A 21461-nucleotide genomic window follows, 5' to 3' on the forward strand; every position below is an offset into this window, starting at 1 on the left:
CTGGCGACTGTTCGGGTTCGATGGAACGACGGACCTGGCCCCGGCTCTGACGCGGGCTTTAACGCCCAAGGGGGTAGCGGGCTCCGGTCCGTCACCGCAGGGAGGAGCTAGATCCGATGCGGCAATCGTCAAGTTACAAGGGGGGTATCACACCCACAAAGCTCAAACGGCTATCAACTCAACCGCAAGAGCCCCCCAACCCTCAGGCATCACTCCCCGCCAACTCCTCGAACGTCGCCAGCCCACGCTTCACCAGCATCGCATCCGGGCTCGGCAGCTTGCCGCGGAACGCGCGGTAGGTATCCTCCGGATCGACCGACCCGCCCACCGAATAGACGTGATCGCGCAGCTTCCTGGCTATCTCGCCATTGAACGCATCGCCCGTCTCCTCGAAGGCCGAAAACGCATCGGCGTCGAGCACTTCCGACCACATGTAGGAGTAATAGCCGGCCGAATAGCCGCCGGCGAAGATGTGCTGGAAGTGCGGCGAGGCGTGGCGCATCACCATTGACTTCGGCATGCCGAGCTCCTTCAGCACCTCACCCTGCACCGTCATCGGATCGGCGACCGCGTCCCGCGTATGGAACGCCATGTCGACTAGCGCGGACGAGGTGAACTCCACCGTGTTGAACCCGGCATTGAAGCTGCGCGCCGCCAGCACCTTGTCGAGGAGGTCCTGCGGCATCGGCTTGCCGGTCTCGAAATGCACGGCGTACTGCTTCAGGATCTCAGGCACCGTCAGCCAGTGCTCGTAAAGCTGCGACGGCAGCTCGACGAAATCGCGCGACACGCCGGTTCCAGACACCGAGGGATACGTCACGTTGGAGAGCATGCCGTGCAGCGCATGGCCGAACTCGTGGAACAGCGTGCGGGCATCATCCAGCGACAAGAGCGCCGGCTTGCCTTCGGCCGGCTTGGCGAAGTTGCAGACATTGTAGATGATCGGCAGCTCCCCCTGAGAGCCGTTCTTCAGCGGCAGCTTGTGCTGCGACTGGAACGCGCTCATCCAGGCGCCCGAGCGCTTCGACGAACGGGCGAAATAATCGCCGAGGAACATCGCCACCAGCTTCTCGTCGCGGTCGCGGATCTCGAAGACGCGGACATCGGGGTGATAGGCGGCAACGCCCTTCTTCTCCACCGCGTGAATGTCAAACAGACGCCCCGCCACGTCAAAGCAGGCGTCGATGATCTTTTCCAGCTGCAGATAGGGCTTCAGCTCCGCCTCGGAGAAATTGAACTTTTGGGCCCGGATCTTTTCGGCGTAGAATCGCCAGTCCCAGGGCATGACCTCGTGGTTCTTGCCCTCGTCGGCGATCAGCCTGGCGATATCCGCCTCTTCCTCGCCGGCGCGCTTTACCGCCTTCACCCAGACCTTCTTCAGAAGATCGTTCACCGCATCAGGCGTCTTCGCCATGGTGTTGTCGAGCTTCAGCTCGGCGAAATTGCCGTAGCCGAGCAGCTTCGCCACCTCGGCGCGGAGTTGAAGCGTGTCGCGGATGATGCCGCGATTGTCCGACGGGCCATCATTCTCGCCACGCGCCACCCAGGCCTTGAACGCCTGCTCGCGCAGCTCGCGGCGCTCGGAGAAGGTCAGGAACGGCTCGATGATCGAGCGCGACAGCGTCACCGCGAACTTACCATCCTCGCCGCGCTCGCGCGCCGCCGCCGCCATCGCGTCCTTGAGAAAATCGGGAACTCCAGCGAGATCGTCGCCGTCTGAAAGGATCAGCGCCCAGCCCTTCTCGTCGGCAAGCACGTTCTGGCCGAACTGCGTGCCGAGGCCCGCCAGCTTCTCGTTGATGCCGGCGAGCTTTTCCTGCTCCGCCTTTTCAAGCTTGGCGCCCGACTTGACGAAGCCCTTCCAGTGCCGCTCCAGCACCCGTGTCTGCTCCAGCGTAAGCCCGAGCTTTTCGCGCGCTTCCCAAAGCGTGTCGATGCGCGCAAAGAGCGCTGCATTCATGCCGATCTTCGAATAATGCCGCGACATCTTCGGCGAGATATCCCGCTCTAGCGCCTGGATCGTGTCGTTGGTATGCGCGCCGGCGCGGTTCCAGAACAGGGCCGACACCCGCGAGAGATCATCGCCCGCAAGCTCCAGCGCCACGATCGTGTTGTCGAAGGTCGGTGCTTCAGGATTGTCGGCGATCGCATCGATCTCCTCTTCGTGCCGGGCAAGGGCCGCATCGAAAGCCGGCGCGAAATCGCCGTCATTCAGCGCCTCGAAGCGCGGCAGACCATTGAGGCCGTTCCAGTCGGTGAGAGCGGGGTTGTTGGCGGGCATACGGACATCCTTATTTGGCGGGCTTGTCGGCGGGGCGTGTTGTCTCGGAGACCAATATAGGAAGGCAGCACGGCGATTGGTATCGCCACCTTGAGCGAGCGGCCGCGCCACCTATACGAGAAGTTGATCCCTAAAAATGCTATATAAGAATTAACTATTTGTTAACGATTGACGATTGTGCGGCGCACACGGTATTTTTGCTCAATCTTTTTTAATCATGGATGCAGGCAATGGAAATCACATCGCTGCGGTTTTCGCCGAATTTATCTTTCCGGAAATATTCCGATAATTCGCAATTTAACAACAGCTTGACCGAAACCTTCAGCTCGGTTTCGAATGCTTCGTCGACCTTCAGGATCGACGAAGCGACATCGGCTCAACCCGATTTTTCGGCCATAACAGCCGCCGATCTGCGCAACCACGCGCGCCAGAATTTCGACAACGGCACGCTCGACCAGGACACCTATGCGGCGATCTCCGAACCGCTGCCGATGCACACCATCGACCCGTCAGGCAACGTTCTCGATCTCTCCGACGTCACCGACGGCACCAGCTTCAATTTCAGGGACTATTACAAGGACCAGCTGCAGATCGCCATGTCGATCGGCGATCCCGAGACGGTGAAGACCCTGAAATCGGTCGTCAGCTTCCTCGACGTCTGACGCGGCAGCGGTTGCGCCCGGCGCAGGCCGATCAAGCCTTGCGCCACCCCATCAACCCCGGCGTCGCATGCAGCAGAGCCTGCACGGCAAACCCCATGAACAGCACGCCCGAGCAGCGCACGATCAGCCGCTCATGCGCGCGGTAGAACCGCCGCACCGCCCCGGTGCCGACAATCGCGATCAGGATCATGTCGGCGACGATGAAGCCGAGGAACGACACGGCAAGCAGCACCGGCAGCGTCTGAAACTGCAGGGCGCTCGCCGAGCCCGCCACCAGTGCCGTGAAAGTCGCGAGCGCCACCGGATAGCCCTTCGGATTGGTGACGCCGAAGATCAGCCCGCGCCGGAACGGCCGTTCGACAACCATCAGCGCCTGCCCCTCGCCCTTCGGCTTGGCGCGAAACGCGTTCCAGCCGATCCAGGCAAGATAGAAGCCGCAGGCGAGCCCCAGCGCATCGAACACGAAACTCCCGATCGTCTTGGCGCCGATGATCGCCACCAGCGCCAGCGACGCCCACAGCGTATCGCCCACCAGATGCCCACAGACAAACTGCGCCCCCGCCCTTCTCCCCTGCCCGGCCCCGATCCCCAGCAGCGCCAGAAACGCCGGCCCGGGAATGAGCACGTAAAGAAGTGCAGCCAGAAAGGCGCCCGCGAGCAGCGATTGCGTCATGAAGAATCCCCCGTGAAAAGACCGAGATTATGCGGTGTGGCGGGGACGTCAAGCGAGGAGGAGAACCGAACCCTCAACATGCCGGTCATGCCCAGGTAAAATCGTTCAGTCACAGCCACCCGAAGAAAACGTAACCATGCGCCGACCGCGATCGAAATCGCGCCAGTCGGCAGGCGTCGGCGGATGCTCCAGGGCGATGTCACGGTAGAGGTGGAGGGCTGGGGCCTGACGCGGTCGCCTGAACCACCATTGCTTTAGTGCATGAATAAACGGCATGATGCAGTCGATGCTCCCATTCACAGGGAGCCAGTTTCATGGGCCTTGCAGCGCAATGGAAACAAAGTCTGATCATCGCAAGCATGATGAAAATCGATGGATGCAGCGCGGGTTGCCGGCTTGGCCCGTCTTGATCTCATTCGTTGAGGTTGTCGATTGCGGGAGCGTGACGAGGGCCGCCGAACACCTGAACCTGACACAGAGCGCCGTAAGCCACCACATCGCGCAACTGGAGCGCTTCCTGGGCGAACGGCTGTTTGAGAGATCAGCGAAAGCAATGAAGCCAACGGCGCGCGCCGAGATGCTGGCTGCGCGCTTGCGCGATCAGCTTCGGACGCTATCGGAGATCATCGAAGCTGCCAGACCCCGCGCCGGGCAACATGATCTTCATGTCGTCGTCGCGCCGGAGTTCCACCGCTACTGGCTTGCCGACCGGCTGGGCGACTTCGTGGCCTCTCACGGACAGATAGCGCTTCGAGTGAGCCAGGATTATCGCCGTGATGTGTTTTCGGATGGCGACGCCGATCTGCAGATCCGGCTGGCGCGTCCAATGGCGGCGGAAGATGGATTCACGTTATTGTTCGACGACGAACTCGTCGTCTGCTCCCCCGAGCTGGCGGCCCGCCTGCCCGCGAGAGAGGCGTTCTCCGTGGCTCCGTTTTTGACCCACACGGACGCCTATCAAACCGGCCTCGACTGGCGCCGCTGGGTGTCCGAGTTTTTTGGCATGGAGGGCGGCAGCCAGATCGAAGATCGGCTGGCAGGCATGATTGTCCTGCCAAGCATGGAAGACATGCTCGCCGCCTGCAGGGACGGCAAGGGCTTTGCACTGGTGCGAACCACACTCGTGGCAAACGATATAGCCGCGGGCCGCCTGGTGAAGGCCGTGACAGAGAAGCTGTCGGCGGACGTCAACTATCACCTCGTCTATCGCCGCGACTTCGCCATGTCGCCGGCAGCGCAATTGTTCGTCGACTGGCTTCGCGCTCAGACGGCGGCAGCGCCGCAAATCCTATCCGCCCAACCTCATTCAAACTATTGATGAACGCGTTCCGCCGCCGCAATGGATTTCGCGGATCGCGCGGATTAGCCTTGGCCATCGATTGCGCTGGTTTCATGAGGAAAGCCATTTCCCGATGCCCATTCTCGACGCGACCGCCGTCCACCCGATCACGCTGCCGGATGGCACCATCTACAGCGATACCGTCTATTTGAAAAACGTCATTGCCCATCCACGCATGGAGATCGGCGACTACAGCTATTACACCCACTCGGGCAAACCGGAAGACACCGCCGGCATCCTCGCACCCTATCTCGGGCATGGCGTCCGCGAGCGCCTTATCATCGGAAAATTCGTGCAGATTGCCCGTGGCAGCTACTTCATCACCAGCTCGGCCAATCATCCGATGAATGGCTTCACGACCTATCCGTTCCGGATCTTCAAACCGGAAACCTTCGGCTACAAGGACTTGCCGGTGAAGGATACCGTTGTCTGGCATGACGTCTGGATAGGCCATGACGCGGCCATCATGCCGGGTGTCAAAATCGGGTCTGGTGCCATCATCGCCGCTGGATCGGTCGTTGCCCGTGACGTTCCGCCCTATGCCGTCGTCGGCGGCAACCCGGCAACGATCATCCGCATGCGATACCCCACGACGGTCATCGATGAACTGCTGGAGATCGCATGGTGGGACTGGCCTATGGACAAGATCGAGGCAAACTTGGCTGCTCTTGAAAGCGGTGATCTCGCGGCGCTGAAAATGGCATAACGCAAATATCGCAAGGGGTGCTCCCGCAACCGTTCGCGCGCCTCGGCATTTTTGCATTGCCGGATCAGATAGCTTGCGTCAGAAAAGACGAAGTCCTGCTTTCCAGGCGTTGCGAGCGCCACCAGCCAATCGAGTACCCGCATGCCCCCATTCCGGATGAGCGCAAGGCGAACGAGCATGCTCGGCGCGCTGCTTGCCACCCTCGGCCCGATCTCCATGTCGATCTACACGCCCGCCATGCCGGAGCTGGTGGGCGCCTTTCACACGACGGATTCGGCGATCAAGCTGACGCTGTCGCTTTATTTCGCCGGCTTCTCGATCGCCCAGCTGCTCGCCGGCCCGCTGTCCGATGCCTTCGGCCGCCGCGCCGCGACGCTTCTCTTCGTCGGCATCTACATGGTGGGAAGCCTGCTGTCGGCGTTTGCGCCCGGCATCGAATGGCTGCTCGCCGGCCGCCTGATCCAGGGGATCGGCGCCTCGGTCGGGATCACCGTTGCACGCGCCATCGTCCGCGATCAGTTCACCGGCGCCGATGCCTCCAGGATCATGAACCTGATCGGCATCATGATCGCCATCGGCCCGGCAATCGCCCCGACCGTCGGCGGCCTTGCACTCGCCGCCTTCGGCTGGCAGTCGGTGTTCTTCCTGCTCATCGGCTTCGGCCTGATGATCTGCCTCTCGGTCCTCGTCTTCATGCGCGAGACCAGCACACCCGACCGCCGCCGCGCCCTCCCCGGACCGCTGCTACAAGCCTATGCCGAGCTCGCCCGCGAACCACGCTTCATCTCCGCCTCGCTGGTGCTCGGCGGCTCGATCGGCGCGCTCTACGCGCAGGCGACGATGCTGCCCTTCATCCTGATCAAGGTGGTCGGCCTCTCGCCCACGGCCTTCGGCCTCGGCATGCTGATGCAATCCGGCTCCTATTTCCTCGGCTCCGTCGTCCTCAGGATGACATCGGCACGGCTCGGCGGCGATGGCTCGGTGCGAACAGGCCTCGGCTTGCTCGGCCTTGCCGGCATCATGATCGCGCTCTCGGTTGCGCTGGTGACCCCGAGCTATCTCTCGATCATGGCCCCCGTCGCCTTCCTGGCCTTCGGCCTCGCCTTCCTCACCCCGCACATGACGACCTCGGGCCTCTTCCCCTTCCCGCATATCGCTGGCTCCGCCTCGGCGATGATGGGCTTCATCCAGATGGGCGGCGGCTTCACCGGCGGGCTCATAGCTTCCCTGATTGGTGCGCCGCTTATGGCCTTTGGCACCATCATCCCGATGATGGCCCTGATCGCGATCCTCAGCTACCTCTGGTTCGTGAACGCCACCCGCCGCGCCGCGAGGGTGTCGCATTCCAGTCTAGGGGAATGACGCGTGGGGCTCGCCGTCGCCGATCGTCCAAGGTCCGCCACGTCAGCACTGCCGGTCATCATATCCAGGCCGCCAATTTTCTCGTTCAAGCAGCATTGCAACTTCGGCGTTGGCAAAGCCTTGCCTCTTGCCGCTGGCTGCTTTAGCTCATGAATGAAATGGAGCAGACCTAATGATTTTCATGGTAATCGCGGTCCCGATCGTCTTGGTCTGCTTCCTGCTGTTTCCCCGCCACACGCTGATCGTCGTTGCCGCCCTGGCCTGCGTCGGCGCCGCCGTTGGTCTCTATCTCTACTTCCAGCAATCAGACCGGCTGAACTCCGCAAGTCTGGTATCCGGCACGAGCAGCGGAACCAGCGGTTGCCAGGATCCGGACAAGCCGGTTTTCGTCGAGCTGTCGAATGCCTCTGACCGGCAGGTCAATATCGTGCGCTTCCGGCTGATTGCGAAGCGTCCGGGGTTCAGCGGCGAGGTCTATTCGGATTATTTCAGCAGCGACAAGATCATCGCGCCGCATAGTGAGTACGGCAGTTGCTGGGCGCTTAACCGCTACAGGGGCCTGGACACCCTGCCGGGCCGTCCCGCACCTGCTGATTTCGAATGGTCCGTCGATATCTCGTCGGTCGATTTCGCCGGCAATTAAGCAAGGCCCTGAGGCTCGGGCCATAAGGCCATCAGCCAAAGAAAAACCGCCTGCAACATTCCTGCTGCAAGCGGTTCTGATCGTCTCGAACTTGTCGTCTGGATCAAGGGCGACAGCGTCGCCCTCTCTCGCTCTTCGTCTTACTTGCGGTTACCCATGAACTGCAGCAGGAACATGAAGAGGTTGATGAAGTCGAGGTAGAGCGTCAGCGCGCCCATGATCGCCTTGCGGCCGGCCATGGTGGCGTCGTCGGCGGCGTAGTACATTTCCTTGATGCGCTGCGTGTCGTAGGCGGTCAGGCCCGCGAAGATCAGCACGCCGATCACCGAGATCGCGAACTGCATGGCCGAGGAGGCCAGGAAGATGTTGACGATCGAGGCGATGATCAGACCGAAGAGACCCATCATCAGGAACGAGCCCATGGCCGAGAGGTCACGACGGGTCGTGTAGCCGTAGAGCGAGAGCGCGCCGAACGAGGCGGCCGTCACGAAGAAGGTCTGCACGACGCTCTGGCCGGTGTAGATCAGGAAGATCGACGACAGCGACAGGCCGACAAGCGCTGCATAGACCGCGAAGGTCGTCTGCGCGGCCGATACGCTCATCGAATTGATCCTGAAGCTCAGGAAGAAGACCAGCGCCAGCGGAGCGAAGATCACCACCCACTTCAGCGGGCTGGTGTAGATCGCGGCGCCGAATGCGGTCAGCTGGCCGTCGGAGACGGCGAATGTGAATGCGAAATAGGCGGCCAGGCCGGTGATCGCCAGGCCGATAGCCATCAGGTTGTAAACCTTCAGCATATAGCTGCGAAGGCCCTGATCGATCTCGCCGGTCTGGACACCGCTCTGAACGCGGCCCTGGTAATTTCTTAGGTCAGCCATGATTTCCTCTTGTCAGCCCCGAATGAACACGGTGTCGGGTTTTCTTGCCCGGGCGCCGCTGCGGAGCTTCAGCATGCCTGCGGATAATATGAGCCTTTCGTCCTTTGCAAACAAGGGCCTTGCAACCCGCGATCGGGTTAAATCGCCGTAAGGTGCCGGAATTATTTCAACCCGGCCACTCAGAGCTCGCGCAAAACGGGTGCCGCCTTCTGGCCGAGAATGCGCCAAGTGCCGATCAGGCCGATGCCGACGGTCAGCACCAAGGCCGTGACGATCGTCATTCCGGCGACATCAGGCAGGAACTGCGAGGGGATCTTCATGATGCGGGCGACGATGAACCAGGCCGCGACGCCGCCCGAAAGCAGCGCGAAGACGGCGGTTGCTAGGCCGAGGATCAGATACTCGTAGCAGAAGGCGCGCATCAGCATGCGTCTCGTGGCGCCGAGCGTCTTCAGCACCACCGCATCATGGGTGCGGGCGCGGTTGCCGGCGGCGAGCGCGCCTGCGAGCACCAGGACCGAGGCGATGAGGGCGACGGAGGCGGCAGCGCGGATCGCGGTCGCCAGCTGCGCCACCAGCGAATTGACGATGTCGATCGCATCCTTCACGCGCACGCTTGTTATCGTCGGATAGGTGTTTGTCACCGATTTCAGGATCGCGGCTTCCTGCGAGGATGTCGCCTTGGGATCGGTGAGCGTTGCCAGCCAGGCATGCGGGGCGCCCTTGAAGGTGTTGGGCGAGAAGACCATGACGAAGTTGATCGACAGGCTCTCCCACTGCACCTTGCGCAGATTGGCGATCTTGGCCGTCATGTTGCGGCCGAGCACGTTGACGGTGACGGTATCGCCGACCTTGAGGCCGAGTTCGCCGGCCTCTTCCGCCGAAAACGAGACCAGGGGTTCGCCGCTGTAATCCTTGTCCCACCATGTGCCCTCGGTGAGGACCGCGTTTTCGGGAAGCGTCTCGGAGTAGGTGATGCCGCGGTCGCCGCGCAGCACCCATTGGCCTGATGGCGGCACCTTGCGCTTGGTCACGTCCTCGCCGTTGAAGGCAAGGATGCGGCCGCGCAGCATCGGTACCTCGACGAGCTTGCCCTCGGGCGCATCGGTTTTCACCAGATTGCGGAAGCCGTCGAGCTCGGCGCCCTGGATATCGACGAAGAAGAAGTTGGGCGCGCCGTCGGCCATGCGGCCGGTGAGCTGCTGTCTCAGATTGCCGTCGATGAGCGTCAGGGTGACGAGCAGCGCCAGGCCAAGGCCAAGCGAGAGCACGACCGAGGGCGTGAGCGCGCCGGGGCGGTGGATGTTACCGATCGCCAGCCTCAGCGCCGGCGAATTGACGCGCGGGCTGCGGCGGGCAAGCCAGGCGATGCCGGCTGCGACCAGGCGCAGGACGACGAAGGCAAAGGCGATGGCGCCGATGAAGACGATCGCGATGAAGCGATCATGGGCGGTCGCCACCGCAAGGGCTGCCAACGCCACAAGGAAGACGGCGGCCATCAGAATGTAAGGCCAGGAGGGCAGGCGGCGGGCCTCGAAGCCCTGCTCGCGAAACAGCGCCGTCGGCGGCACTTCGCGGGCATGGCCGAGCGGCATGATGGCGAAGGCGAGCGTCGTCAGGATGCCGAAGAGGACGGCGAGCGACAGCGCCACCGGATAGAGCGTCGGCGCGGTCGAGACCGGCAGAAACTGGGCCAGAAACTGGGCCGCCAGAATGGGTGCCAACGCACCGATGACGAGGCCGATGGCGATGCCGCCAAGCGCGATAAGGCCGATCTGGAAGAGATAGATGAGGACAACAGTCGAGGCCGGCGCGCCCAGGCACTTGAAGGTGGCGATCGTCGTGCGCTTGGCATCGAGAAAGGCGCGCACGGCATTCGCCACGCCGACGCCGCCGACGATCAGCGCGGTCAGACCTACCAGCGTGAGGAACTGCGAGAAACGTTCGATGTTTTCGGTGAGCGAAGGGGCGGCGCGGTCGCTTGTGCGGATCGACCAGCCGGCCGAGGGGAAATCCTTGGTGGCGCGGTCGCGGATGCCTGCCATCTCCGATCGATCGTTCAGCTTGACCTTGTAGCTGTGCTCGACAAGGCTGCCGGTCTGGATCAGACCCGAGGCCTGCAGCGCCTGGCGGCTCACCATCAGGCGCGGCGCAAAGCCGAAGCCTTCGGAGACCGCGTCCGGCTCGGTCTTCACCGTGCCGGTGATGTTAACGATGACGTTGCCGAGCAGCAGCTCGTCGCCGATCTTGAGGCCGAGACGTTCCAGAAGCAGCGGCGCGGCCAGCGCGCCATAGGTGCCATCCTGATCGGCAAGAAGCGTATGCAGCGGGTAGTTGGGCTCTGCCTCAAAGCTGCCATAGAGCGGATAGGCGTCGTCAACGGCCTTGACCTCAACCAGCGCCTGATCGGATCCATCCGGCTTGCGGGCCATGGAGCGCAGGCCTGTCGAGACCGAGACCTTGCCGAGCGAGCGCAGGAAATCCAGCTCGTTGGCGGCTGCCTCGCGATTGTTGAGCTCGAAGCGGACGTCGCCGGCAAGGATCTCCTGGCCGCGCGTGGCAATCGTGTCGGTGATCGACTGCGAGACCGAGTTGACCGCGGCAATCGCACCCGTGCCGAGCGCGATGCAGGCGAGGAAGATGTAGAAGCCTCTCAGGCCGCCGCGCAGCTCACGAAGGGCAAGACGGCAGGCGAGCGCGATACGCGGGGTGATCAGCGTCATGCAATGGCCACTTCGGCTTCAATCGCGGCGCTGTCGCCTTCTATCTTGCCGGAGCGGACGCGGATCTGCCGCGAGCAGCGCTTGGCGAGCGCGTTGTCGTGGGTCACGAGCACCAGCGTCATGCCGCGCTCGGCCTGCTTGGAAAACAGAAGGTCGGCGATCTGGCGGCCGGTGTCGGTGTCGAGATTGCCGGTCGGCTCATCCGCGATCAGAAGCGCCGGCGATGGCGCAAGCGCGCGGGCGATCGCCACGCGCTGTTGCTCGCCGCCGGAAAGCTGGCCGGGATAGTGGTTCAGCCGGTCGCCGAGGCCGACGGATTTCAGCTCGCGACGGGCGATCTCGAAGGGGTTGGCGACATTGGCGAGCTCGAGCGGCACGGCGACATTTTCAAGCGCCGTCATGTTGGCGATCAGGTGGAAAGACTGAAAGACGATGCCGATGTTGCGGCCGCGAAAGTCCGCGACCTGATCCTCGCTCATTGTGTGCAGGGGCGCTTCGTTGATGTTGATTTCGCCGCTGTCGAGCCGCTCGAGACCGGCCAGCACCATCAGCAGCGTCGACTTGCCGGAGCCGGAGGGGCCGACGATGCCGACCGATTCACCGGCGGCGATCTCAAGGTCGATGCCCTTCAGCACATGCACGGAAGCCGCGGCACTGCCGAGCGTCAGGTCGGCCCGTTTCAGATCGATGATGGTTTTTGCCAACGGTAAATGCCCTACCTATATGAAAGCCCAGCTGCCGCCAATTTAGGGACAATGGAATGAGATTTAAAGTTGCGGGTCTTCACATCGCTGTCATCGTCTTTTCGATGATGCTTTCGGTTTCAGCGCAGGCGCGCACGATCAATCTCGTCGGTTTCGGCGACAGCCTGATGGCGGGATACCAGCTGCCGCCCGGCGACGGCTTTCCGGAGAAGCTGCAGGCGGCGCTGAAGGCCAAGGGGCTCGATGTTACGGTGGCGAACGCAGGCGTTTCCGGCGACACCACGACGGGCGGGCTTGCGCGCATCGACTGGTCCGTGCCCGATGGCACCGACGGGGTCATTCTGGAGCTCGGCGCCAACGACGCGCTGCGCGGGATCGCGCCCGAACAAAGTGAGAAGAACCTCGACCAAATGATTACCCGGCTCAAGGAACGCGGTATCGCGGTCTTCCTCGCCGGCATGATGGCGCCGCCGAACATGGGTGGCGACTACGCGGCGCGGTTCAATCCGATCTACGAGAAACTCGCCAAAAAACATGGACTTACGCTCTATCCGCTCTTCCTCGACGGCGTCGTTCTCGATGCGTCGCTGAAGCTGGAAGACGGCATGCACCCCAATTCCAAAGGCGTGGATACCATGGTTCAAAAGATGGAACCGGCAATCACACAATTCATTGGAACGTTGCCGACTGTGAAGAATTAGGGACTTGCGCATGTGATCAATGCGTGATTCCGTGTGAGCACCTGCAAAAGATTCGGGGAGTGCTCGTTATGCCGAGACTGTTTACCGCCCTCGAAATTCCGCGCAATGCGGCGATGAGCCTGTCATTGTTGCGCGGTGGTCTCCCTGGCGCCCGATGGATCGATGTGGAAAATTACCACATCACCCTGCGCTTTATCGGCGATGTCGATAATCGCACGGCTGACGAGATCGTCGACCGGCTCGACCGCATCGACAGGCCGGAATTCCAGATCAAGCTCGACGGTATCGGCGCTTTCGGTTCCAAGAAGCCGCATTCGGTTTGGGCCGGCGTGACGCAAAATCCCGAAATGTATGCCCTGCAGGCCGAAATTGAGCGGATCTGCCAGCGGATCGGCCTTTCTCCTGATCCGCGCAAGTTCACTCCACATGTGACGCTGGCGCGGCTGAAATCCTCGCGCGTCGACGATGTCGTGCACTATCTCGCCGGACGCGGCAATTTCCAGACCGCATCCTTCACCGTGCCGCGCTTCGTGCTTCTCTCGTCGCGTGATTCGGTCGGCGGTGGGCCTTATCTGACGGAAGAGGTGTTCCCGCTGCGCGAGGCGCTGTCGGCGCCGAGCGTCGACAACAGCTTCCTGCAGCCGGCCAAGAGCCTGGCATAAACGGCCTCGAAGCCGTCGGCGCCGCCATAATAGGGATCGGGGATATCCTCTCCGCTCCCGAGCGCCAGATCACCGAACAGATGGACATTCTCTGCCGCGGGATCGAGCGCCTTCAAGGCCGCGACGTTGTTTCGGTCCATGGCAATGATCAGATCGAAATCGGCAAAATCATCTCTGCGGATGCGCCGCGCGCGCTGAGCTGATATGTCTATGCCGTGTTGGCGGGCGGTCGTGATCGACCGTCTGTCGGGCTCATCGCCCTCGTGCCAGCTGCCGGTACCGGCGGAATCGATGAGAAAGCGGTCGGAGAGGCCTGCTTCGGAGGCGAAGTGGCTGAAGACGCCTTCGGCCAGTGGCGAGCGGCAGATATTGCCCATGCAAACAAACAGGATACTGGTGCGTTTCATAAGAGACCCATGGTGAACGCAAAGGACAATCGCATGAAACGGGACAAACTGGAACGCCAGGCGATTAGCGATAAACTGGCGAAACTTGAAGGCTGGTCGCTCGGCGACAGCGGCAAGTCGATCACCAAGAGCTACAAGTTCAAGAACTTCGTCGAGGCCTTCGGCTTCATGACGGAGACGGCCCTTGCCGCCGAAAAGCTCGACCATCATCCGGAATGGTTCAACGTCTATTCCAAGGTGGATGTGACGCTCAGCACCCATTCGGCCGACGGGCTGACGGAGCTCGATTTCAAGCTGGCGGGCCTGATGGAGAAGGCGGCGGCGCGGCGGATCGATTGAATCGCAGCTCAAGACCCCCCATATTCTGGCCTGACCTCAAAGGGGCCAAGTGGAACATAAAGGGCCAACTGGACATGGACGACGTCAAATACGGTGAAATCCTGCTGCCGGGCGATGAAGAAACGCAGGAGCGGCGGGAGAAGAGCGTTCGGCAGAAATTCTGGCCGACCTTCCGCAAGGCGGCGCGCAAGATCCCCTTCTCGCGCGATGTCGTTGCCGCCTATTACTGCGCGCTCGACCGTGAAACACCGCTTAAGGTGCGTGGCACGTTGCTCGCGGCACTTGCCTATTTCGTGCTGCCCGTCGACATGATCCCCGACGTGCTTGTCGGCATCGGCTTCACCGACGACATCGCCGTCCTCTCAGCCGCCTTCGCCATGGTCAACCGCCACATCCGCCCCAACCACTACGAAGCCGCCGACAAGGCGCTGCAAGACGCGCCCGATCGCGTGCGACCCGAGGATATGAAGACGGTTTAGGCCGCGCTCACGCGTTTTCCGCTTCCAGCACCTTCTTCAGCTTGCCGAAGGCCAGCCGGATGCGGGATTTGACGGTGCCGAGCGGCAGGCCGGTCGATTCGGCGATTTCGGAGTGGGATTGGCCGAGGAAGAAGGCGGCGCGGAGCATTTCGCGCTGTTCTTCGGGCAGCTGGCTCACCGCTTCACGAACTTGTGCATCGCGATCGCCATTGGCGACCAGCTCGTCGGCGCCGATCTCGGCGGTCGGCTGCAGCGCCGGATCGTCCTCATCGAGGATACGGGCGCGGGCGCGGCGCTGCAGGTCGATGCGGCGATTGCGGGCGATGCGGAAGAGCCAGGTGGAGAGCGACGAGCGCGTGGCATCATAGAGATCGGCCTTGTGCCAGAGCACGATCATGACCTCCTGAACAAGCTCTTCGGCCTCGCTTGCGGTCATTTTCTGCCTGAGAAGCCAGGATTTCAGGCGTGGGGCGAAGTAGTCGAACAGGATGGCGAACGCCTGCTGGTCGCGGCGTTCCGCCACAGCCCCAGCTAGGGCAGCGAAGCGCTGTTTGTCCTCGGCGTCCATTCCGTTCGAAAGCCCCCTGGCTCGATGAAATCCTTGACGGATTTCCACTCCTTATTCACGTACATCGGTTTTTCGAAACGTCAAACTCTTGCCGTTATCTTTATGTCTTAAATTCCTTAAGAGCGATGGTTTCAGATCATTTCCGGACTACATCATCCCGAGCGTTAATCCGGCGCTCAACATTGACACCCGGGTGGAAATGGCACAGGCACGGACTTCTCGCGGCCTGCGTTGACGCTTTGGTAACCTGAATTAAGTCAAAATAAAGCAGATCGTGATTATGCGCCGCCCGCTCGCTCGGGCTCGAATCGCAAGAACCGGCAGGAATATCCATGTTTGTAAAAAGTACCGTACTCGCCCTTTCCCTCGTTCTCGCCGGCGCCGGCATCGCATCCGCACAGTCCAAGAAGCCCGCAGCCGCCGCGCAGCAGCCAGCCGCCGCCGCTTCCACCGCGCCGACCCGCATCCAGCAGTTCCAGGCATGGGGCGCCTATTCCTACAAGCAGGGCAACAGCACCGTCTGCTACGTCCTCTCGGTGCCGACCGAGAAGAAGCCCGCCGGCATCGACCACGGCGAGAACTTCTTCATCGTCTCGCAGCGCCCGGGCCAGAACATCTCCTACGAGCCGCAGGCGATGATGGGCTACACCGTCAAGGATGCCTCGAAGATCAACGTCGTCATCGACAACAAGACCTTCGTGATGTTCACCAAGGACAAGGCCGGCTGGGTCGAGAACGCCGCGCAGGAGCCGGCACTGGTCGCCGCCATGAAGGGCGGCCACTCGATGACCGTCAACGCCGTCTCGCGCAAGGGCACGGCGACCTCCTACAGCTATTCGCTGGCCGGCATTTCGGCTTCGCTGAAGCAGATTGAAAGCTGCAAGTAAGGTTTTTTTGATTGCCGGTGACTGCGGTTGATGGGGTGCCGTGTGGCCCCCTCATCCGCCTGCCGGCACCTTCTCCCCGCTGGGGAGAAGAGACCAGTGGTTGGCCGCTCGCGCCGACCTTCCCTTCGCCCCAGCGGGGAGAAGGTGGCCCGAAGGGTCGGATGAGGGGGCCACTCGGTAAAGCGCCGACGGCTTTATCCATAAGTCGCCAAACCACACCCCATCCCCTTGCGCCGGCCTTCGTCGTTTCCATCTATAGTGACGGATGGCAAAAATGATGCTAAAGGCGCGCACAACAGCGGATGGATCGCGGCTTGGCCGCCAAGTTCCGCATTCACTTTCTGCCTTCATGCCCGCTCCGCCCGCCAGTCATTCGGACTATCGGGAGGATCGCATGTTGAATTCGGGATTAGATTAAATGTCCGTCATGGATGCGATGACCGTTCTCAAGCCCGCAGGCAACCAGCCGGCGCGCGGCGAAGCATTGCCGAAGCCGTCGCTGATCGGCCTCACCCGCGAGGAGATGGGCGCCGCGCTGCGCGAAAAGGGCGTGCCGGAAAAGCAGATCAAGATGCGCGTGGCGCAGCTTTGGAACTGGATCTATGTGCGCGGGGTCTCCGACTTCGACCACATGGCCAATATCTCCAAGGACATGCGCGAGACGCTGAAGACGCACTTCACGATCGCAAGACCCGAGATCGTCGAGGAGCAGGTCTCCAACGACGGCACCCGCAAGTGGCTGCTGCGCTTTCCGGCGCGCGGCGCCGGTCGTCCCGTCGAGATCGAGGCGGTCTATATTCCTGAAGAAGGTCGCGGCACGCTCTGCATTTCCAGCCAGGTCGGCTGCACGCTCACCTGTTCCTTCTGTCACACCGGCACGCAGCGCCTGGTGCGCAACCTGACGGCGGAAGAAATCCTGTCGCAGCTCCTGCTCGCCCGCGACCGGCTGGGCGACTTCCCCGATCGCGAAGCGCCGCAGGGCACGATCATGCCGGCCGAGGGCCGCAAGGTCTCGAACATCGTGATGATGGGCATGGGCGAGCCGCTCTACAATTTCGACAGCGTCAAGCAGGCGCTCCTGATCGCCACCGACGGCGACGGACTTTCCCTTTCGAAAAGACGCGTCACGCTCTCGACCTCGGGCGTCGTTCCGGAAATCTTCCGCACCGGCGACGAGATCGGCGTCATGCTGGCGATCTCGCTGCATGCCGTGCGCGACGACCTGCGCGACATCCTTGTGCCGATCAACAAGAAGTATCCGCTGAAGGAGCTGATCGACGCCTGCCGCAAGTATCCGGGTCTCTCCAACGCCCGTCGCATCACCTTCGAATATGTGATGCTGAAGGATGTAAACGACAGCCTTGAGGATGCCAAGGGGCTGATCCAGCTGCTCAAGGGCGTGCCGGCGAAGATCAACCTCATTCCGTTCAATCCCTGGCCGGGCACCAACTACCAGTGCTCCGACTGGGCGCAGATCGAGAAGTTCGCCGATTTCATCAACTCGGCCGGCTATGCCTCGCCGATCCGCACGCCGCGCGGCCGCGACATCCTCGCCGCCTGCGGCCAGCTGAAATCGGAATCGGAGCGCATGCGCAAGACCGAGCGCCTGGCCTTCGAGGCGATGATGATCGCCAACCACGGCTCGGATGACTGACGCTTGCGTGATGGGTGCGCGAGTGATCAGCAAGTTTGATCCTCCCAGCATCTTCTAATGATTGATTTCATGGGCCGCTTTTTCTAAAAGCGGCCCAAAAGCATTATTGGAGGATACCCATGCGTTCTGTACTGCTCGCTGCCGTGGCCGCGACCCTTGCCCTTTCCCTGCCTGCGAAAGCCGAAGACGTGACCGTTGCGGTTACCGCGATCGTCGAACATCCGGCGCTCGACGCCGCCCGCAAGGGCGTTCTCGATGTGCTGAAGGCTGCCGGCTACAAGGAAGGCGAGAACCTGAAGTTCGTGTTCCAGTCGGCGCAGGGCAACCCCGCGACCGCAGCCCAGATCGCCCGCCAGTTCGCCGGTGACGGCCCCAACGTCATCGTTCCGATCTCGACCCCTTCGGCGCAGGCCGTGGTTTCCTCCACCCGCGATATCCCCGTCGTCTTCACCGCCGTGTCCGATCCGCTCGGCGCGCAGCTGGTCAAGAACATGGACAAGCCCGGCGGCAACGTCACCGGCCTCTCGGACATGTCGCCGGTTGCCGAGCACGTGGCGCTGATCAAGGAAATCCTGCCGAACGCCAAGACGATCGGCTACCTCTACAATTCCGGTGAAGCGAACTCCGTGTCGCTGCTCGCGGTTCTGAAGGTTGAGGCTGAAAAGGCCGGCCTGAAGGTCGTCGAATCCGCCGCCACCAAGTCCGCCGAAGTGCAGGGTGCCGCCCGCGCCCTCGTCGGCCGTGCCGATGCGATCTACGTACCGACCGACAACACGATCATCTCGGCGCTCGAGGGTGCCGTGGCCGTTGCCGAAGAGGCCAAGCTGCCGCTCTTCACCGCCGATACGGATTCCGTTTCGCGCGGCTCGGTCGCCGCTCTCGGCTTCAACTACTACGACGTCGGCAAGCAGACCGGCGAAATCGTCGTTCGCATCCTGAAGGGTGAGAACCCCGGCGATATCCCGGTCAAGGTCGCCGCCGGCAGCGATCTCGTCATCAACAAGGGCGCGGCCGCCAAGATGGGCGTGACGCTGCCTGAGAGCGTGCTGAAGCGCGCGACGAAAACGATCGATTAAAGAAGTAAGTCGCTGAGGCGAATGGCAAGTTGCCTGCGTAAAGAGAAGCTTTGTGTTTCTCCCGACGCGACGAACCTACTTTCTCCGCCCTCATTCCTGTGCTTGTCACAGGAATCCAGCCAACCCAAGTCTTTGGGTTGAAAAGACTCTTTCGCATCGCAGACGCGATGCTGCTGGATCCCGGCACAAGGCCGGGATGAGGGATGATAGGGCCCAATACGGGTGCCAACGTTTTTCACAGTTCCGGCCGCTCCTGTTTGCACGGGGGCGGCTGATGGTATTAGAGAGCTTGCGTCCGCGGGAGGCGGGCCGGGAACAAGAAAGGGCAAAAGCCTTGAGTCAGATCGCATTCTGGGGAGCCGTGGAGCTGGGGCTGGTCTATGCCTTCGTCGCGCTCGGCGTTTACCTCGCATTCCGTGTGCTCGATTTTCCGGATCTGACCGTCGACGGCTCGTTTCCGCTCGGTGCCGCCGTCACCGCGGTGCTGATCATTGCCGGCGTCAATGCCTGGCTGGCGGCGCTGATCGCCATGGCGGCGGGGGCTGCGGCCGGCATGGTGACCGCCATGCTCAACGTGCGCTTCAAGATCCTCAACCTGCTCGCATCCATCCTGACGATGATCGCGCTGTTTTCCGTGAACCTGCGCGTCATGGGCAAGCCGAACGTGGCGCTGATCAATGCCGATACGATGATCAGCCCGTTCTTCGGCCATGGCCTGCGCGATTTCTACGTGCGCCCGCTCTTCGTCGGCGTGCTTGTCGTCATCGCCGTAATCGTCGTCTGGCGCTATCTTGAGAGCGATTCCGGCCTCGCGATGCGCGCGACCGGCGCGAACGCCCGCATGGCCCGCGCACAGGGCGTCGACACCAACCGCCAGATCTACCTCGGCATGGCGATCTCCAACGCGCTGGTGGCGCTCGGCGGCGCGCTGTTTGCGCAGACCAACGGTTTTGCTGATGTGACCTCTGGTGTCGGCACCATCGTCGTCGGCCTTGCCGCCGTCATCATCGGCGAGACGTTGCTTGGGAAGCGCGGCCTCTTGATCGCGCTGATCGGCTGCGTCATCGGCTCGATCCTCTACCGCATCGCCATCCAGCTGGCGCTTTCCAGCGACGTGATCGGCCTGCAGGCCTCCGACCTCAATTTCGTCACCGCAGTCCTCGTCACGGTGGCGCTCATCCTTCCCCGCCTGCGTCGCGGAGGTGCCTCGTCATGATCTCGCTCAAGGATATCAAGGTCGTCTTCGGCAAGGGGACGCCGCTGCAGAAGCAGGCGCTGAATGGCGTCAACCTGACGATCGAGGAAGGCTCGTTCGTCACCGTCATCGGCTCCAACGGCGCCGGCAAGTCGACGCTGTTGGGCGTGCTCGCCGGCGATGTGCTGGCAAGCGAAGGACAGGTGATGATCGGCCACACCGACGTGACCCGCAAGCCGACGGCTGCGCGCGCCGGTCTCGTCGCCCGCGTGTTCCAGGATCCGCTGACGGGGAGCTGCGGCGCGCTGTCGATCGAGGAAAACCTGGCGCTGGCCGCACGGCGCGGCGAGCGGCGGGGACTGACCTCGGCGCTCGGCCCACGCCGGCGCGAGCATTTTCGCGAACGCATCGCCGAGCTCAATCTCGGGCTTGAAACGCGCATGAAGGACCGCATGGACCTGTTGTCCGGCGGTCAGCGGCAGGCGATTTCGCTTGTGATGGCGACGCTTGCCGGCTCCGAGGTGCTGCTGCTCGACGAGCATACGGCGGCGCTCGACCCCGGGATGGCCGAGTTCGTGATGGGGCTGACGGACCGCGTGGTTTCGGAGCGCAAGCTGACGACGCTGATGGTCACCCACTCCATGCGCCAGGCGCTGGACTACGGCCACCGCACTATCATGCTGCATGGCGGCGAGATCATGCTCGACGTCTCCGGCGACAACCGCAAGGACCTGCAGGTCGAGGACCTGATCGACATGTTCCGCAAGATGCGCGGCCAGACGCTCGACGACGACGCGCTGCTGATCGGCTGATAGAGAAGATGATATCCACCCCGGGACCGCCAAGCGCTCTCGGGGTTTTTATTGATGTCAGCGTGCCTGGGTGAGCAGGATCTTCGCCGCGAAGACGGAGAAGACGCCGGCGAAGGTGTAGTCCATCCCGCGCAGAACCTTCCTGTTGTTCTGCAGCCAGCCGGCCAGCCAATCGGCGGCGAAGACGACGGCGGCGTTGACGGGCATGCCGATCAGGATGAAGCAGAATCCGAAGAAGATCAGCTTTTGCGTCACCGTGGGATCACCGGCGCTGACGAACTGCGGCAGGAAGGTCATGAAGAAGATGATGACCTTGGGGTTCAGAAGGTTGACCCAGAAGCCGGAGGAGATGTTGGCAAGCGGCGTAGCCTTTGCCTCGTCGACCTTCTTGATCGACAGCTTCGAGCCGTAGCGCACGGCCTGAATGGCAAGCCAGAGCAGATAACCGGCGCCGCCCGTCTTCAGAATCAGGAAGGCGGTGGGTGAGGCGGTGATCAGCGCCGAGATGCCGAAGGCGACCAGCATGGTGTGAACGACGATGCCGAGGCTGGTGCCGAGCACCACGAAGAGTGCAGCCTTGGTTCCCTGTGCCAGCGATCGGCTGATCGACAGCGTCATGTCGGGACCGGGCGTGGCGGCCAGCAGAAGCGTGGCCGCGGCGAAGGCGAGAAGCGTCGGCAGGCTCGGCAGAAAATCCATGGAACACTCGT

Annotated in this window: 22 protein-coding genes; 14 read left to right on the forward strand and 8 right to left on the reverse strand. The window is 62.3% G+C overall.

The window, feature by feature from the left end:
• Nucleotides 1–202 precede the first annotated feature (202 nt).
• Nucleotides 203–2281, reverse strand: a complete 2079-nt coding sequence (locus tag AC1DOG_RS11770) for a M3 family metallopeptidase (RefSeq protein ID WP_477928181.1) — start codon at nucleotides 2279–2281, stop codon at nucleotides 203–205.
• A gap of 230 nt (nucleotides 2282–2511) precedes the next feature.
• On the opposite strand from AC1DOG_RS11770, the gene AC1DOG_RS11775 reads away from it, so the two are divergent.
• Nucleotides 2512–2943: a hypothetical protein gene (locus AC1DOG_RS11775; protein WP_477928183.1), complete on the forward strand. Its 432-nt coding sequence runs from the start codon at nucleotides 2512–2514 to the stop codon at nucleotides 2941–2943.
• A gap of 31 nt (nucleotides 2944–2974) precedes the next feature.
• Here the strand turns inward: AC1DOG_RS11775 and AC1DOG_RS11780 are convergent, their stop codons facing one another.
• A complete protein-coding gene (locus AC1DOG_RS11780) occupies nucleotides 2975–3616 on the reverse strand; it encodes a LysE family translocator (protein WP_477928185.1) in 642 nt (213 codons plus the stop codon).
• A 274-nt stretch (nucleotides 3617–3890) separates the two neighbouring features.
• Between AC1DOG_RS11780 and AC1DOG_RS11785 the strand changes: the two genes are divergently transcribed.
• From AC1DOG_RS11785 to AC1DOG_RS11800, 4 genes are all read left to right on the forward strand, one after another.
• On the forward strand, nucleotides 3891–4934 hold the full coding sequence (locus AC1DOG_RS11785; RefSeq protein WP_477928187.1) for a LysR family transcriptional regulator: 1044 nt from the start codon (nucleotides 3891–3893) through the stop codon (nucleotides 4932–4934).
• A gap of 94 nt (nucleotides 4935–5028) precedes the next feature.
• The gene (locus tag AC1DOG_RS11790) at nucleotides 5029–5661 is read left to right on the forward strand and encodes a CatB-related O-acetyltransferase (RefSeq protein WP_477928189.1); all 633 of its coding nucleotides are present in this window, start codon (nucleotides 5029–5031) and stop codon (nucleotides 5659–5661) included.
• 177 nt (nucleotides 5662–5838) lie between these two features.
• Nucleotides 5839–7023: a multidrug effflux MFS transporter gene (locus AC1DOG_RS11795; RefSeq protein ID WP_477928191.1), complete on the forward strand. Its 1185-nt coding sequence runs from the start codon at nucleotides 5839–5841 to the stop codon at nucleotides 7021–7023.
• A 172-nt stretch (nucleotides 7024–7195) separates the two neighbouring features.
• Nucleotides 7196–7666: a hypothetical protein gene (locus tag AC1DOG_RS11800; protein WP_477928193.1), complete on the forward strand. Its 471-nt coding sequence runs from the start codon at nucleotides 7196–7198 to the stop codon at nucleotides 7664–7666.
• A 140-nt stretch (nucleotides 7667–7806) separates the two neighbouring features.
• Here the strand turns inward: AC1DOG_RS11800 and AC1DOG_RS11805 are convergent, their stop codons facing one another.
• The 3 genes from AC1DOG_RS11805 to AC1DOG_RS11815 form a co-directional block, all read right to left on the reverse strand.
• Nucleotides 7807–8544, reverse strand: coding sequence for a Bax inhibitor-1/YccA family protein (locus tag AC1DOG_RS11805; protein WP_112946012.1), 738 nt, complete (start codon nucleotides 8542–8544; stop codon nucleotides 7807–7809).
• A gap of 179 nt (nucleotides 8545–8723) precedes the next feature.
• Nucleotides 8724–11267 (reverse strand): ABC transporter permease, encoded by a 2544-nt coding sequence (locus AC1DOG_RS11810; RefSeq protein ID WP_477928195.1) that lies wholly within the window; start codon nucleotides 11265–11267, stop codon nucleotides 8724–8726.
• The gene (locus AC1DOG_RS11815) at nucleotides 11264–11971 is read right to left on the reverse strand and encodes an ABC transporter ATP-binding protein (protein ID WP_047508859.1); all 708 of its coding nucleotides are present in this window, start codon (nucleotides 11969–11971) and stop codon (nucleotides 11264–11266) included. The genes AC1DOG_RS11810 and AC1DOG_RS11815 overlap by 4 nt, the downstream gene beginning before the upstream one ends.
• A gap of 56 nt (nucleotides 11972–12027) precedes the next feature.
• Here AC1DOG_RS11815 and AC1DOG_RS11820 point away from each other — a divergent pair, with 56 nt between their 5' ends.
• Both AC1DOG_RS11820 and thpR read left to right on the forward strand, forming a co-directional pair.
• Entirely contained in the window at nucleotides 12028–12672 is a 645-nt protein-coding gene (locus AC1DOG_RS11820; RefSeq protein ID WP_477928198.1) for an arylesterase, read from the forward strand.
• Between the two features lie 68 nt (nucleotides 12673–12740).
• The gene (gene thpR, locus AC1DOG_RS11825; protein WP_018902269.1) at nucleotides 12741–13334 is read left to right on the forward strand and encodes an RNA 2',3'-cyclic phosphodiesterase; all 594 of its coding nucleotides are present in this window, start codon (nucleotides 12741–12743) and stop codon (nucleotides 13332–13334) included.
• On the opposite strand, the gene AC1DOG_RS11830 is transcribed toward thpR, so the two are convergent.
• The gene (locus AC1DOG_RS11830; protein WP_477928200.1) at nucleotides 13241–13741 is read right to left on the reverse strand and encodes a low molecular weight protein-tyrosine-phosphatase; all 501 of its coding nucleotides are present in this window, start codon (nucleotides 13739–13741) and stop codon (nucleotides 13241–13243) included. The two genes, thpR and AC1DOG_RS11830, sit on opposite strands and share 94 nt — an antisense overlap.
• Before the next feature lie 33 nt (nucleotides 13742–13774).
• Between AC1DOG_RS11830 and AC1DOG_RS11835 the strand changes: the two genes are divergently transcribed.
• Both AC1DOG_RS11835 and AC1DOG_RS11840 read left to right on the forward strand, forming a co-directional pair.
• Complete coding sequence (locus AC1DOG_RS11835; protein WP_477928202.1) at nucleotides 13775–14080, forward strand: 4a-hydroxytetrahydrobiopterin dehydratase; 306 nt, start codon at nucleotides 13775–13777, stop codon at nucleotides 14078–14080.
• 74 nt (nucleotides 14081–14154) lie between these two features.
• A complete protein-coding gene (locus AC1DOG_RS11840; protein WP_018902272.1) occupies nucleotides 14155–14559 on the forward strand; it encodes a YkvA family protein in 405 nt (134 codons plus the stop codon).
• Nucleotides 14560–14566: 7 nt separating this feature from the next.
• On the opposite strand, the gene AC1DOG_RS11845 is transcribed toward AC1DOG_RS11840, so the two are convergent.
• Nucleotides 14567–15127: a sigma-70 family RNA polymerase sigma factor gene (locus AC1DOG_RS11845; RefSeq protein ID WP_018902273.1), complete on the reverse strand. Its 561-nt coding sequence runs from the start codon at nucleotides 15125–15127 to the stop codon at nucleotides 14567–14569.
• Between the two features lie 332 nt (nucleotides 15128–15459).
• Here AC1DOG_RS11845 and AC1DOG_RS11850 point away from each other — a divergent pair, with 332 nt between their 5' ends.
• The 5 genes from AC1DOG_RS11850 to AC1DOG_RS11870 all read left to right on the forward strand — a co-directional run bounded on the left by AC1DOG_RS11850 (nucleotide 15460) and on the right by AC1DOG_RS11870 (nucleotide 20751).
• Nucleotides 15460–16014 carry an invasion associated locus B family protein gene (locus AC1DOG_RS11850; RefSeq protein ID WP_113200745.1) on the forward strand — a complete coding sequence of 185 codons (555 nt, stop codon included), beginning with the start codon at nucleotides 15460–15462 and terminating at the stop codon, nucleotides 16012–16014.
• 418 nt (nucleotides 16015–16432) lie between these two features.
• Entirely contained in the window at nucleotides 16433–17668 is a 1236-nt protein-coding gene (gene rlmN / locus AC1DOG_RS11855; protein ID WP_018902275.1) for a dual-specificity RNA methyltransferase RlmN, read from the forward strand.
• Nucleotides 17669–17787: 119 nt separating this feature from the next.
• Complete coding sequence (locus AC1DOG_RS11860; RefSeq protein WP_477928206.1) at nucleotides 17788–18744, forward strand: ABC transporter substrate-binding protein; 957 nt, start codon at nucleotides 17788–17790, stop codon at nucleotides 18742–18744.
• Between the two features lie 334 nt (nucleotides 18745–19078).
• Nucleotides 19079–19960 (forward strand): ABC transporter permease, encoded by an 882-nt coding sequence (locus tag AC1DOG_RS11865; protein ID WP_026283698.1) that lies wholly within the window; start codon nucleotides 19079–19081, stop codon nucleotides 19958–19960.
• Nucleotides 19957–20751 carry an ABC transporter ATP-binding protein gene (locus AC1DOG_RS11870; protein ID WP_018902278.1) on the forward strand — a complete coding sequence of 265 codons (795 nt, stop codon included), beginning with the start codon at nucleotides 19957–19959 and terminating at the stop codon, nucleotides 20749–20751. Before AC1DOG_RS11865 ends, AC1DOG_RS11870 begins: the two co-directional genes overlap by 4 nt.
• 57 nt (nucleotides 20752–20808) lie before the next feature.
• Here the strand turns inward: AC1DOG_RS11870 and AC1DOG_RS11875 are convergent, their stop codons facing one another.
• Nucleotides 20809–21450 (reverse strand): LysE family translocator, encoded by a 642-nt coding sequence (locus AC1DOG_RS11875; RefSeq protein ID WP_018902279.1) that lies wholly within the window; start codon nucleotides 21448–21450, stop codon nucleotides 20809–20811.
• Between the last annotated feature and the right edge of the window lie 11 nt (nucleotides 21451–21461).

Source organism: Rhizobium sp. 01N48 (assembly GCF_056399145.1).

Coding starts and splice junctions, on each gene's coding strand:
- AC1DOG_RS11800 (WP_477928193.1), top strand. CDS start 7,196: ATGATTTTCATGGTAATCGCGGTCCCGATCGTCTTGGTCTGCTTCCTG.
- AC1DOG_RS11785 (WP_477928187.1), top strand. CDS start 3,891: ATGATGCAGTCGATGCTCCCATTCACAGGGAGCCAGTTTCATGGGCCT.
- AC1DOG_RS11775 (WP_477928183.1), top strand. CDS start 2,512: ATGGAAATCACATCGCTGCGGTTTTCGCCGAATTTATCTTTCCGGAAA.
- AC1DOG_RS11860 (WP_477928206.1), top strand. CDS start 17,788: ATGCGTTCTGTACTGCTCGCTGCCGTGGCCGCGACCCTTGCCCTTTCC.
- AC1DOG_RS11780 (WP_477928185.1), bottom strand. CDS start 3,616: ATGACGCAATCGCTGCTCGCGGGCGCCTTTCTGGCTGCACTTCTTTAC.
- AC1DOG_RS11790 (WP_477928189.1), top strand. CDS start 5,029: ATGCCCATTCTCGACGCGACCGCCGTCCACCCGATCACGCTGCCGGAT.
- rlmN (WP_018902275.1), top strand. CDS start 16,433: ATGTCCGTCATGGATGCGATGACCGTTCTCAAGCCCGCAGGCAACCAG.
- AC1DOG_RS11850 (WP_113200745.1), top strand. CDS start 15,460: ATGTTTGTAAAAAGTACCGTACTCGCCCTTTCCCTCGTTCTCGCCGGC.
- AC1DOG_RS11810 (WP_477928195.1), bottom strand. CDS start 11,267: ATGACGCTGATCACCCCGCGTATCGCGCTCGCCTGCCGTCTTGCCCTT.
- AC1DOG_RS11770 (WP_477928181.1), bottom strand. CDS start 2,281: ATGCCCGCCAACAACCCCGCTCTCACCGACTGGAACGGCCTCAATGGT.
- AC1DOG_RS11875 (WP_018902279.1), bottom strand. CDS start 21,450: ATGGATTTTCTGCCGAGCCTGCCGACGCTTCTCGCCTTCGCCGCGGCC.
- thpR (WP_018902269.1), top strand. CDS start 12,741: ATGCCGAGACTGTTTACCGCCCTCGAAATTCCGCGCAATGCGGCGATG.
- AC1DOG_RS11795 (WP_477928191.1), top strand. CDS start 5,839: ATGCTCGGCGCGCTGCTTGCCACCCTCGGCCCGATCTCCATGTCGATC.
- AC1DOG_RS11805 (WP_112946012.1), bottom strand. CDS start 8,544: ATGGCTGACCTAAGAAATTACCAGGGCCGCGTTCAGAGCGGTGTCCAG.
- AC1DOG_RS11820 (WP_477928198.1), top strand. CDS start 12,028: ATGAGATTTAAAGTTGCGGGTCTTCACATCGCTGTCATCGTCTTTTCG.
- AC1DOG_RS11870 (WP_018902278.1), top strand. CDS start 19,957: ATGATCTCGCTCAAGGATATCAAGGTCGTCTTCGGCAAGGGGACGCCG.
- AC1DOG_RS11830 (WP_477928200.1), bottom strand. CDS start 13,741: ATGAAACGCACCAGTATCCTGTTTGTTTGCATGGGCAATATCTGCCGC.
- AC1DOG_RS11840 (WP_018902272.1), top strand. CDS start 14,155: ATGGACGACGTCAAATACGGTGAAATCCTGCTGCCGGGCGATGAAGAA.
- AC1DOG_RS11845 (WP_018902273.1), bottom strand. CDS start 15,127: ATGGACGCCGAGGACAAACAGCGCTTCGCTGCCCTAGCTGGGGCTGTG.
- AC1DOG_RS11835 (WP_477928202.1), top strand. CDS start 13,775: ATGAAACGGGACAAACTGGAACGCCAGGCGATTAGCGATAAACTGGCG.